We start from the raw sequence: 13265 nt of genomic DNA, 5'->3' as shown, positions 1-13265 counted from the left end.
GCAAAATTACGCTTCAACGTGTGCTTCGTTTAAGCCGAAAGTTCTAACTTCACCTTGTGCCATGAACTCTGCATCAGCAAGCTGCCACGTGTGCTCGCCGCCTCTGACTTGAATGAAGTTGAAGCGATCGGCGGAATAGATATAGCGCCCCTTGCGCTCCAATGTACGAAGTAGCGCAGTGTCCTCGCCGTTAGTTCGATTTTCGAAAGGGAATGACTCAAAAGTTGTGCGGGGGCCGAACAGGGTTGGGCCGGCAACAAAGTTCGTCCAGATGTGCTCCCTCTCTGGATGCCGTAACACGATGGCGTTCTTGCTTTCGATGTACGCGTAGCAAGCCTGTTTGCCAACGAGATCCGCACCGCTGTACATCGCCGCGTTGCGCATATCTTCGAGGTAATGGGGGAGGTACAAGTCGTCATCATCGAATTTGGCGATGAAATCACCGGAGGATCGCTCGACTGCCGCATTAAGACACTCGCCAAGGGATTGCTCCTCCGATGCAGCAATGACCTGTACCTCATCGTGTGGTATCTCGTATTGGCTACAGAAACTATCAATCTGACTGTCCTGCAGATTAAAACCATGGCACACAAGAATTAGTTCTCTGCGAACATTGATTTGCCGACCGTATTGGCTAAACAAGTGATCCATGTTGTCAGGCCTGTTGGATGGCGCGATGACGGAGATCAAAGGATCTGTAGCGATAGCAGCATGCTTGATTCCAGCGGCGTTAAGTAGCTGTGCTGCACGGTGGTGATAGCAGTGCTTGTTCCAGATGGTGCGCTGTGCGCGGTGCACCATGCGTTCACGGACCTCTGGTGACTTGAGCAGGGTCAACAAATGCGCTCGGGCCTGATCCTGATTCTCAGCAACAGCAATTTGATCTGGGGAGAAGAAATTCTCAATCGCTGGACTTGGAGATGTAAGCAGCGCAGCACCATATGCGGGCAGCTCAAATACGCGACGCGAACACATCGTGGGACTGGAATCTACTGAATTTACATTCAGAAAAACCTTGTGCTCCCTATTGGCCTGAAGCATTTGGTCTGCGGAGAGACTACCCGCGATGTACTTCTGTACTCGCCTCGGAAACCGATAGCGTTTGTCAACATTTCCTAACCGCGAATAGATGGTGAATTGGTACCGGTATTTTTCAGCGATATTAGCCGCTGCGAAAAGTTGATCTTCTAGGTGCTTTTTTCGCGCAGAGTATTTGTGGTTAAAAAACGTTCCTGCGAACGCGACATCTCCCTGCTGCCAACGCCTATCTTGGACCTTCGGCCCGATAGGGGAGTTCCGCGCCGGGTTGTGAATGAGGGGCTGTGCTGCAAACGGAAGGACATTGACCGCTGCTTCAGGGGCTGCTTCCTGATAGCGGGTAACCATGTTTTCATCAGTGGTGAAAATGATGTCAAAGGCGGTCGCTGTTGCAAGAAAATCGTCGAAGTGAGGGGGATCTTCCTTGTTCCAAAATACCGTGGGGATCTGGTGCTGCTTGCACCAATCCAGGAGTTGAGCAAGGTCGGGATCCAACGAGCTGGTCTTGATTTTTCCAGCCCATGTTCCACCGTTGCCAGCGTGAGCAGATTCCACAAGTAGAAAATCGATAGATGTATTTTCTAACTGTTCGGTCCAACGCCCTGGTGCTACTTTTACGGTGTTGAACTCCCCCTGCCAACATTGATACGAAAAATCATCCAGGATAACTGCAGCAGTAGTCTCCGGGAAGTGTGGTTTTTCTAGCGAAAGTGGAGACACGGAGGGTCGGTTTAAGGAGCCTCCCCGAAGCAAGGAGTGCTTCCGGTGCGAAGCAGTGTTAGTGAGCCGGCCAACTTCATTAACAAGTTTGGCGAACACATAGTCAAAATTCCCGTTTCGGATTTGAGAGATTGCGGTTCCTGCTCTGTCTTTAATGCGGTCTACATCCAACAACATGCAGTGAAATCCCGTCTAGCTGGTGTTTAGAAATGTGTGCACGGTTTAGGGTATCGGAGCAATTCAAGATGGGGACGTTGGATGCATCTGTTATTGCGCTCGAAATCAGCCTTGGTAGTATAAATAACTCCGCTGGTACACCTTAAACCGGCCTGGGTTGGTGAGAGGGCATGATGTAACACAGGAGGAACATCATGGCTATCAGCCCTTACGACCAGGAGACCCGCCAGCGGGCGGTGCGCCTGTATTTCGAGGAGCTCGCTGACGGCGCTTCATCCAAGGCAGCCGCACTACGCGCTGTCGAAGCTGTCATCGGCATCAAAACATCGACTATCCGCAACTGGGTACGCGCAGAAGAGAAGAAGGTAGACGCCGCCGTCGAGCAATCCGATGCCGAGAAAGACGCGGAACTTATCACCCTGCGCAAGGAAAATGCCCGGCTCAAAGAAGCCAACGAGATCCTGAAACTGGCCTCAGCTTTTTTCGCCCAGGCGGAGCTCGACCGCAAACTAAAGTGATTGTGGACTTCCTCCGCACTCACCGGCACCTGTATTCCATCGAGCGGATGTGCCGCGTGCTCAATGAGCATGAATACGCTATTTCACCAGCAACGTTCTACCGCTTCCAGGCCCGTGGTTTCGGGCCCACCCCTGCCGAGCTGGATGAGGCTTACACCGCGCACCGGCTCTTTGAGCTGTGGCGGGCCAATCGGCGGGTCTACGGGCGACGAAAACTATGGAAAGCCGCCCACCGGGCAGGCTGGAACATCGGCCGTGACCAGGTGCAACGCCTCATGAATATCCTTGGAATCGCGGGTGTACTCCGACGCAAGACCACACGCACCACCGTTGCTGATCCCTCCGCCGAGCGTTTCCCGGATCGTATTCAACGGGCCTGGTCGCAGGCTCAGCGTCCCGATCAGTGGTGGGTCGCGGATTTCACGTATGTGCACACCAGTTGCGGTTTCAGCTACGTGGCTTTTGTCACCGACGTGTTCACCCGTGAGATCCTGGCGTATGTCGTGGACACCCGAGCCACGAAATCTTTGGTCATCCGTGCGCTGCGACAGGCACTGGCGATACGCCAGCGCCAGGACCCGTACTTTGATTCGGCCGGGGTGATCCATCACTCGGATGCGGGCTCACAGTACACCTCCACAGATCTCCGCCGGCTGCTGGCCGTCCACCAGATGGATGGGTCCATCGGCACCGTCGGCGACGCTTACGACAACGGTCTGATGGAGTCAACGATCGGGCTGTACAAGTCTGAACTCATTGATTTCGAAGCGGGGACGTGGACGAACTGGAGTGAGGTGGAACGCGCCACAGCCGGATGGGTCCACTGGTATAATCACGAGCGGTTGCATTCCTCGCTCGGGCATATCCCGCCGATCGAGCACTACACCAACTACCAACGAGAAAACCACGCAGGCCTTCACGCCGCGTAACACGCCACTCTCAAAAAGTCAGGCCGATTCAGAGGGTAGAGCAGCACACAACAACACTAATCCGGGCAAAGCAACAATTGGCTAATATAGCCCTACCAACAAACCTCATTAATCATGATTAGCGTCGAATAAAAGGAATCGCGTGAAAACCAAAACGGTAATGGTCACATACGGAACGAGACCAGAGGCTATCAAGCTGGCGCCTGTCATCCGACTGCTTCGTGAAGATTCACGTTTCTTAACGTTGGTAGTATCCACTGGCCAGCACCGTGAGATGGCTTCACAAGTAACAACCCTTTTTGGGTTCAAGCCCGACATTGACCTTGGATTGATGCACAAGCGGCAGACCCTAAATCGAATCCTTTCCCGGTCGCTTAAAGGACTAGATTATATATTAAAGGACAATAAGCCCGATCTAGTCTTGGTCCAAGGAGACACCTCCACTGCCGCATCGGCTGCAATCGCAGGTTTCAACCGACGAGCAAAGATTCTCCATCTCGAAGCCGGCCTCCGATCAAACGACCTAAGTTCGCCATTTCCGGAGGAAGCAAACAGAAAGATCATTTCAGCAATCGCGACGCATCACCTTGCACCAACACAACTAGCAAAGGAAAACCTGCTCAGAGAAGGAGTTCCGAACCATTCCATCACGGTCACTGGCAACACGGTCATCGATTCTCTCCAAACGATCGCCAGTAGGGGTTCCGAAATTTCAAACCCCGAGATTCAAATCGCGCTGAGAACTTATAACCGTCATATTGTTTTCACGACGCATCGACGGGAGAATATTTCCACGCTTGCGGAGATCAGCACAGCAATTGCGACACTAGCAAAGCGATACACTGACGTTGGATTTTATGTTCCAATGCACTTGAACCCAAAAGTTCAGAAACGGCTACTACCGACCCTCACTTCACTTCCAAACGTCGTCACTACCGGACCACTGCCATATGATCAATTTGTCGAGCTCATGAAACGGTCAGACTTGATCATTACTGACTCAGGCGGCATTCAAGAGGAGGCACCCGCGCTTCGAATACCTGCCCTGCTGATCAGAGACAACACTGAGCGCCCCGAAGCAATTCAATCCGGGGCAGTCAAGCTGGTCGGCTCAAATCCCCGTCAAATAGATAAGGTTGCGTCGGAGCTCCTCGATAGCCCCCCTAAGCTTACTGCGATGAAAAATGCCACTAACCCCTACGGCGATGGATGCGCATCCACGCGAACCATCCAGGTAATCGAAGAACTCTTAGGATTGACAGCTACAAGCTCACTCGCGGAATTTGATCCGCGTCTCGCCTAGCCGGGAGCTTGGCCTGATCCTTCGGAGTCTACTTAGCAAGACAAACGCTAGACTAAATTCTCGCCCGACCACATAACGTTTGAGGAATGTCCATGACATCTGACCCTATTAGAAAATACGATGTTGCCGTCATTGGTCTGGGTTACATCGGATTGCCCACTGCGGCTTTTTTTGCCAACGCGGGTTTAGAAGTGTATGGCATGGATTTAAATCCGTCACTCGTTGAAAACGTAAATCACGGCACATTACCGTTTAACGAGCCAGGGCTCGAGGCACTTTTATCGAACGTAGTAGCCACCAAAAGGCTACGAGCGGGCACCGAACTCAATCGGGCCCAAGCGTATATCATCGCGGTGCCCACCCCGATACGTCCAGATAAGCTCGCCGACCTATCGTTTGTACACAACGCAGCGGATACGATTGCGCCGCTACTCGAAGGCGGGGAATTGATAGTACTGGAATCGACTTGTCCGCCCGGCCTCACCGAGGAGATAGCACAGCGCATACTTGATGCTAGGCCCGACCTCACTGATAACGGAACCAAAGCGTCTTCCGTCTTTTTCGCGCACGCCCCTGAACGCGTACTCCCGGGTAAAATCATGGCAGAGATGCAAACAAATGCTCGCATTGTGGGAGGTGTCACCGAAGATGCAACCGAGATGGCCCGCGACCTTTACAAAACGTTCTGCGACGGCGAAATCCTAACCACGGACTCCCGCACCGCAGAAATGGCCAAGCTGGCAGAAAACGCATTTCGTGATGTGAATATCGCTTTCGCAAACGAGCTTTCAATAGTATGCGATAAGCTCGGAATCGATATCTGGGAGCTACGTTTTCTTGCAAACAAACACCCCCGCGTCGATATTTTACAACCAGGTCCTGGCGTAGGAGGCCACTGTATCGCCATTGATCCGTGGTTTATCGTCCACTCTGCACCAGACTCAGCACGGTTGATCACCACTGCACGACACGTAAACGACGACAAACCCTATTATGTTCTAGACAAAATCGCGGAAAACGTCGACAAACTAGAGACCCCCCACTCGAATCTTTGCATATGCATCTTCGGCATTACATTTAAACCAGATATCGACGATCTGCGTGAATCTCCTGCATTACAAATTACAGAAAGACTTGCCGAACAATACCCAGATGCGAAAATCGGTGTGGTTGAACCGAATCTCCACAAGTTACCTAAGAACCTGGCGAGCAAAGATAATACGTTTTTTACTGATTTTAAAACTGGACTCAAAGCGGCAGATATTGCCGTCGTGCTTGTTGATCACACCCTATTCCGGGAAAACGCCCAGGATCTTGAAAGACACCCTAACCTCATCGACACCCGCGGAATAACTAACTGGTGTAAAAGCGTCTAGTCTCAGGTCGCTGGTCTTATTCTCTGGCAGGTATTTTCAACACACAACCCAGCCTCTTATGGCAGATGACGGTCAGGTCCCCGCTAGTAGCGGTAGCCATTGAGATTGAATCGTCCACTCTTCAAAGAACGTCCCTCCCGAAACCGCTACTTCATCCAGGTGCAAGACCGGTCACGCAATCAAGCAAAGTGCACGGCTTTCCGATGCGACCGTCGGGGGCCCGAGTGAAGCTGCCAAGGCGAATCCTTAATGCTCCCCTTAGAACTGACCGTCGGCCCACAACGGGCAATTCACAGCCTCGAAATTCTGTTTATACTGCACCGGAGCTCAAAACCTCAAAACGGCTCTATATCCTTTGTTGTAGATGAACCTGTCGCAAGCCCCAAACCCGAGCTGCGCAAACTCGGGCAATACAAGTATCTACAATTGGTCACAGTCATCTAATAAGAAGGTAGCGTCGATCCTAAGTTGCCATGGACCGAACATTCTGCGCTCAATCCTTTCCCGCTAAGACTCGTGTGACTAACTCCTCTCTGTATTTGGACTCACTAAAGCGAGTCGAAACCTCTCTTGCCCTAGTAGATAATTCTCTCCTAAAGCTCGGATCTCGGAGAATCTTCTTAATTCCTTCTGCGAGTCCTGCCACATCATGTTTTCTCACAAGAATGCCGTCCACGTTGTTCCGAATGACATCGCGCGGGCCATAATTGCAGTCATATGCAACAACCGGAACCCCTACTGCCATTGACTCTCCCAGTACAAGGGGCTGCCCTTCGTACTGGCTCGACAAAATTGTCACGCATGAATCTCGATAAACTGCATGCGTATTCTGCACAAACCCACGGAGTTTAACCGCGTCGCCGATCTGTAGCTCGTCAATCAGTTCTTGAAGGGCCTGTTTCTCCGGACCATAGCCGTAGATGTCATAAGTGGCGTCCGGAAATTCTTCTAGGACAAGGGCAAATGCACGTATCGCATCCTTAAGATTTTTTGCAGAATGGTAGCGTGCTACCGACGTTACCTTCTGATTATAAAAGTCGATCGGCTGCTGTTCCGCTTGGGGGATTTCCTTCTGTGGGTGCGGAATAGTAACAACCTCACGTCGAGAAAGCCCGAATGTACGCCTCAAATCCTCACTCTGACTCTCAGTCAGACTAATAATTTGATCGAATGCCCCCAAGTTTACTTTTAGCCCGTTCAAAGTTGGGTGAAGGCTGTCTCTATCTTCACTGGGGTATTCAAGGTGAGTGCTATGGAAACAGAAAACGCGTCGTTCGGCGGGTATTTCAGCAAAAACTCCTGCAAACTCGCGCTTATCCGCGAACAACACCACGCGCACGAGATGCTGCAATTCCCGAACGAGCCAGATTCCAACTACTTCCTCTAGACTTCGACACTCACGCCCTTCAGCGTAATCGAGGAAACAAAAGTATGATGTCGGCTTTCCAGATTCGGGATTAACTTTGACAGAGTAGATTGGCTTACCCTGCGGATCTTGATACGTGCTATAAGAGATCTTGTTCGTAGCCTTATCCATATAGTGTGTTACTAACGGATGCCCACTTCGAGAATAAACATCTTTCTTCACACGCGTCCATGGAGCCTGGAAATAATCGACAAAGTCAAGGCATCCTAATGCATCCCTCTTTTCGTACCTACTGTATACGCCATTTGTAAATACGCGTTGTCCACCGGGATTCTTTGGATCCTTAATTACATGCTCATCCGGTCCGATAGAATTCGGTTCGCGTTGAGAAAGGCCGCTCCCTTCGAACAGGTTGATAAAGTGCAGATTCTCCGAATTCTCTAGTGAGTTTTTCCAATGTTGGACACATCCAGCAAAGTCACGGTGGAAACCGTAAGTAAAAACGAGCACCTGTGGGCACACCGCAGCTAGCGCCTCCGCGCGTTTCAGCACGGCAAAAGTCATACCTCCATTCACGATATTTATGTTATGCAATACCAAGACTGGAACGCGGGCCCGACCCCCGAAAAGTAGACACCATCAATGGTGAAATTACGGGGCTTACTTTAGCACATGGTTATGCGGCGAGGGCTTCGTACTCTGTGGGGGTGAGGTACTTGCACCAGGAGTGCCTTCGGCTGGTGTTGTAGCGCACGCACCATGCGAAGACTGCTCGCCGGCAGACAAGCTGGTTGGCAAAGACTTTCTCGTCTTTGAGTACCTCTCGTTTCAGCGTGGCGTTAAACGACTCCGCAAGCGAATTATCGGCACTGGTGCCAACTTCACCCATTGACTGGGTGAGGTTGAGCCTGCGGCAGGTGGCCTGAAACTGCGACGAGGTATAGACACTTCCGTGGTCCGAATGAAAGATCGCTCCAGCAAGATCACCGCGGGTTCGGTGCGCATGCTCAAGCGCTTCCTCGACGAGTTCGGTGCGCATGTGCTCGGCGATGGCAAAGCCAACGAGCATCCTGGAGTAGCAGTCAATCACCGTAGCTAAATACATATTCGACCCGTCTGCAATCGGCAGATAGGTGATATCGCCCACCAGTACCTTATTTGCAGCTGGTGCCGTGAAATCCCGCTTGACTAGGTCGGCAAACACTACGCGACCGGCCCCACGTCGGGTTGTGGTGACCTTGCGTTTTTTGGTGTAGCCACGTAGCCGAAGCTTTTTCATAATCCGGGCGACGCGCTTATGGTTGACTGGGCCATTGTCGTTGTAGGCGTCGTTATAGGTCAGTTCTGCGGCGATGCGTTTCGCGCCGTAGAGCTGGTTTTTCTCCTCGAAGACTGCCGTGATCTTCGCACCCAAAATGCCATCATCGACTAGTCGGCGTTGCCGTTGGGGTTTGCTGTTTCTCCATTTGTAATAGGAGCTGCGATTAAGCCCAAGGACAGTACACATCCGCTTGACCGAGTAATCGGTGCGGTGGTCATCAACAAACTGGAAGCGGATCACCAGTTTGTCTCTTCCATAAAATATTTGGCCGCCTTGCGCAAGATATCGCGTTCTTCTTTCAGCTGAGCGATTTCGCGCTGCAATTGGCGTATCTGTTCTGCATCTGTGAGCTGCTTGGCGCGATTGGCACGTACATCCGCTGAACTCTTGGTCTTTGCGCCGGTGCCGTACTTGTCAACCCACGAGCGAAGCGTGGTGCGGTTGATCCCTAAGTCTGCGGCTGCGGCATTGAACGAGATGTGTGGATCGTTCTCGTACATCGCGACCGCGTCGCGCTTGAACTGATCCGAATAAACCTTCCTAGGCATGGAGGCAGGCTACCTTTCCCCGACCCAACACGGTCGGAATCAGGGGTGTCTACCAAACAGGGGTCAGGTCCCGCTATCAGTTGAAGGTGCAGTAGTCACTCAATTCCTCATCTTGTACATGGGTGTCAACAAATTGGTTGGAAGGTGGATAACGGAACATCCCTGCGTGCCTTGAGTGGCATCACGTTGATGTGTCCAACGGTACTATTCTCCTGTAATAGCCAACAGATTTTCCTCAAAAGCCATTTTCGAGTATTTTTCAACTTCAAAATGACCGGATGCCGGGGAGGTTGATCCTGCAAACCCGATTAAAGCATTAGCTATCGAATCGACGTCAAAGTCAATTAGCAAGCCATAACCCATTTCAACTAATTCGATACATCCTGGTAGACACGACGTAATGACCGGGGTTCCAAGCGACATCGCTTCAAGAAGGGTTACAGGCTGGCCTTCATGCTTCGACGGGAGCACAAAACAGTCGGCATTTGCAATCAACGGGTAAGGATTCGATACCTGCCCCGCCATGAGGACTCGACCGCCTAGATCAAGGGCATCTATTTCCGCACGTAACCGTTCCTCAAGAATTCCCGACCCCACGATTACGAGGCGAATGTCTTTTTCGGCTTCTACTGCCTTTTTGACAGCTCGCACTAGTGCAATCTGGTTCTTCTCTGGGGAAAGTCGTCCAACAGTAACGAACGTTACGCCATCGAATTCCATAAAATCGAGGAACTCTTGAAGTTCAACACTCTCGTGTGCCAGCGCTTCAATTGCGTTGCTGTCGACTAGGTTTCGAGCGAACGTTTGCTGCGAATCCCCTTCCCCCATGTAACTAGCCAACATCTTCGAATTATGTTGAGCCAAGGCTCGACTAACCGCCACTAGTTTGTCAAAGTGTGGGTAGAGGGCAAAGGTACGACGAAGGCTAGCGTCCTTGCGTACCATCTCTTCGTACATCTGATTGTGCTGATAACACACAGTTCTCGCGCCGAGCTTGGTCCAAGTGGATAGAAGCGATAGCCAAAAGTCTGCGTAGCCGTCATATTCCACTACATAATCAGGCACAAAGTCGGAAAAGAGGCGACGCCGTTCGAAATCGAATGCCTCAAAATAGGCATCCTCAAACCGTCTATTCGGGAAACTAGAAACAGACTTAAAGAGAGCAACATCTCGCATCATATGTAAGGACCGCGGCAGCGTCACCGTACGACAAATAACTCGCACGTTTTCAGGCAATTTTTGAAACTGCTCATACCGGTCAGGATTCGCTCGAAGCGTCTTCGGTTCAACAATGAAGTTGATGACGAAATTCTGTTTTACTAGTTCGTGGAGCAGAGACAAACCAGCGCTTGCAATCCCGTTTGGAATCAAACTTGCGTGCCAGACAATGCTCTTGCTCGACTTATTCCGGCGCTGCTCGTTGTAGTCAAGTATCTTCCCTGAATCGATATCCCTCTCGTCAAAAAAGCAATCGTTGACACGCTTCGACGCCTGACCATCTTCAAAATTTGCAAAGCGATCGGAGTGAGCCTTCGATGGAGAACCTTCGCCTAAAACTGCACGAGCAATCGCATCAGAGAGTTCTTCTCGATTAAACGCCTTTGCACCTGGCACCTCGTCCAGTTCGAGGTAGAGACCTCGTGTATCCCGATATTCTTCGAGATCGTGCAGATAGAGGACTACTGGTTTTTGTTGAGGGATGTAGTCAAACAATATTGATGAGTAATCAGTGACAAGAACATCAACAGCAGCGAGTAGCTCATTAGTATCAATGTCCTGAGGAACCACAGTTACCGGAAGATCTACGCCTTTGAGCAAGCCTTCGCTCAAGCGATGCGCCCTGAAGACTACCTTTGTATTTTCAGCACCGGTCAACGCCTGAAGGTCCGCGACTAGTTCCTCTACATCAAGTTCACGGTCTGATACGCCCCCGCGCCACGTTGGCGCAAAGAGAACTATCTTCTCACGTTCACGCGCTCCCAAGCGCTTCCTGATTGCCCCGCGCTCGGTTTGTTCCATGTTCAACGAAGTGTCAAGCCTGGGTGACCCAGTCATGATCACTTTCCCGAGAAATACGTCGTCGATATCGTGGTCGTCAATCAAGGACCAGCGGGTCAGTTCATTCGGTGCAAGAAGATGAGTGGCTTGAATAAAGTTCCGCTGAATATTCTCATGCTCCAGAATCCCTTGCTTCATCGACCGCCCAAGAGTTTTGAAGGGCGTCCCATGCCAAGTATTGAGGTATTTCTGGCCATCTCGTCGTGTAAAGTACGGCGCAAACGTCACATTATTAACTAGGTATTTCGCAGTAGCGAGCGTGAATAGATAATCCTCGGAGTGAAGTTTCGTAATCACCACATCGGGATTCTTTTTCACATCTGAGGGTACTGTATTTGGATCGTTAACTGCCCAGACGTGCACGAATTCCCCGATTTCGTGGCGCGAAACGAAATCACGAAATAGGGCTAGGGTGTGACATCCAGCCGAAGATCCATGGTTGGACTCCCATAGAATAAGCGCTGGATTGATCGGGCACTCGCTAACACATTCGAGATAGTACGTATGGCGTTTATCTCCTAATGACTTGCGGTAACTCTCTGGGCGCATGCCATCTTTGTTTCGAAATACCTCGGCGCCACGATACAATTCGGCGGCAGCTTCAAATTCCCCTTCCAACAGTGCCCGTTCAGCAAGGTTGATACGTGTAGAGCGTCGACCAAGCGGGAGATAGCAGAAGTTTGAAAGGAGTTGCCTAGCAGAGTCTGGCCCCTTCGAAACTCTATAACGGACTAGATTTTCAAGACTTTTGTGAGAACGGCTAACGTTGTTACTAATGATGCGTTGAAAATCCAACGCACTTTGGCTGACAACTGACCCCTCTCCAAAATAGTCAGCGAATGAACGAGCAGCAGATTCAAACTCACCACTAGCAAACTGAACGCTACCTAAACGGTAAGAATACCAGCTACCGTTGGTTTGCTGGCTTTTTGCTAATGCATCAGCATAGGCCAACTCTGCCAAGCGCAAGTCTCCCGCCCTCTCGGCGTTCAACCCGATCTTGTAGCTAGTTCGATGCCCACCGACTTCCAAGAAGGCGAGTTCAGAGTAGGATTCTTCCGCTTCCCGGTAAAAATGAAGTTTCTCATCCAATTCGGCTTGGGCCGCGAGCTGTTCCTCCACACTTGAAGGTTGAAGATACTCTTCGGAAATAATCTCATGCGCCGCAATATTGTCGAGGGCCTGCCGGACCCCCTTCAACGCAGCCGAATACGAGTCTTTCTTCGGGAATGACTTTTGATAGTTACTAAACTCTTCTCTTGCACGTTGTTCATCGCCAGTACGACGGTAGGACTCTGCCAACGTAAGTAGCAATCGCTGAGGAAGCGGTGCCTCTTCCCTCAAATCCTCGAGATACTGGATGACGAGGTTGTAATTCCGAAGCTCCCACGCAGCGCGTGTAGCCAATGTCAACCATTCGGCCTTTGTTTCATCAGAAGGTGTAACGCCTGAGAACACTTCAAGACGTCGCCAGGCGGGGTCTTTAGCGTGCAAAAGCTTGAAAAGCTTTGGCGAATACCCACCTGTTTTCGCGAGATAAAGGCGAATCTCATCAGTAAGGACGCCTTTTAGTTCTGCATCGCCAAGCTTTTTGGCAACATCTAGTGCGCTGACTAAATCTTCAATCGATTGCTGTCGCAGTAAAGTTTGTACAAAGCCTTGCCTATCGAATTCTTTACCAATCTTCTTGCTCAATTGGCCAAGCCGATCCCAAACAGCAAGAGACCGGTTAGCGGGAGGGATATCGCTGTAAAGCTCAAAGGCTTGCTGCCACTGCTTCCGCTCCCATGCCTGAGCCGCAGCAAATTGAACCAGCTTTAGCCCACTCTTTTGTGTGGTTTTGCCCGCAATGGACTTACCGGCAAATTCAATGAACTTTTTACTTGCGTTCGACTTACCCACCGAAATCTC

Annotated in this window: 8 protein-coding genes; 3 read left to right on the top strand and 5 right to left on the bottom strand. The window is 51.0% G+C overall.

Annotated features, from left to right (window positions below; genetic code table 11):
• Positions 1-6: 6 nt before the first annotated feature.
• Positions 7-1758 carry a glycosyltransferase family protein gene (locus I6I71_RS11850; RefSeq protein ID WP_201821286.1) on the bottom strand — a complete coding sequence of 584 codons (1752 nt, stop codon included), beginning with the start codon at positions 1756-1758 and terminating at the stop codon, positions 7-9.
• A 368-nt stretch (positions 1759-2126) separates the two neighbouring features.
• Between I6I71_RS11850 and I6I71_RS11845 the strand changes: the two genes are divergently transcribed.
• The 3 genes from I6I71_RS11845 (at position 2127) to wecC (ending at position 6061) form a co-directional block, all read left to right on the top strand.
• A protein-coding gene (locus I6I71_RS11845; RefSeq protein ID WP_414017452.1) for an IS3 family transposase occupies positions 2127-3382 on the top strand; the annotation gives its coding sequence in 2 pieces (ribosomal slippage) (positions 2127-2412 and positions 2412-3382; 1257 coding nt in all).
• Between the two features lie 142 nt (positions 3383-3524).
• Positions 3525-4685: a non-hydrolyzing UDP-N-acetylglucosamine 2-epimerase gene (wecB, locus tag I6I71_RS11840; RefSeq protein WP_236587326.1), complete on the top strand. Its 1161-nt coding sequence runs from the start codon at positions 3525-3527 to the stop codon at positions 4683-4685.
• 92 nt (positions 4686-4777) lie between these two features.
• Positions 4778-6061, top strand: a complete 1284-nt coding sequence (gene wecC / locus I6I71_RS11835; protein ID WP_236587325.1) for a UDP-N-acetyl-D-mannosamine dehydrogenase — start codon at positions 4778-4780, stop codon at positions 6059-6061.
• A gap of 493 nt (positions 6062-6554) precedes the next feature.
• On the opposite strand, the gene I6I71_RS11830 is transcribed toward wecC, so the two are convergent.
• The 4 genes from I6I71_RS11830 to I6I71_RS11820 all read right to left on the bottom strand — a co-directional run bounded on the left by I6I71_RS11830 (position 6555) and on the right by I6I71_RS11820 (position 13256).
• Positions 6555-8003 (bottom strand): glycosyltransferase, encoded by a 1449-nt coding sequence (locus tag I6I71_RS11830; RefSeq protein ID WP_201821282.1) that lies wholly within the window; start codon positions 8001-8003, stop codon positions 6555-6557.
• 100 nt (positions 8004-8103) lie between these two features.
• Positions 8104-9012, bottom strand: a complete 909-nt coding sequence (locus I6I71_RS11825; RefSeq protein ID WP_236587445.1) for an IS3 family transposase — start codon at positions 9010-9012, stop codon at positions 8104-8106.
• Positions 8985-9296, bottom strand: coding sequence for a transposase (locus I6I71_RS12135; protein WP_236587282.1), 312 nt, complete (start codon positions 9294-9296; stop codon positions 8985-8987). Before I6I71_RS12135 ends, I6I71_RS11825 begins: the two co-directional genes overlap by 28 nt.
• Positions 9297-9500: 204 nt before the next feature.
• Positions 9501-13256, bottom strand: a complete 3756-nt coding sequence (locus I6I71_RS11820; protein ID WP_201821280.1) for a glycosyltransferase — start codon at positions 13254-13256, stop codon at positions 9501-9503.
• Positions 13257-13265: the final 9 nt, after the last annotated feature.

This window comes from Corynebacterium riegelii, from assembly GCF_016728505.1.
GTDB classification, from domain to species: Bacteria; Actinomycetota; Actinomycetes; order Mycobacteriales; family Mycobacteriaceae; genus Corynebacterium; species Corynebacterium riegelii.
Note: the sequence above shows the minus strand (reverse complement) of the source record. Positions and strands in the feature narration are given on the sequence as shown.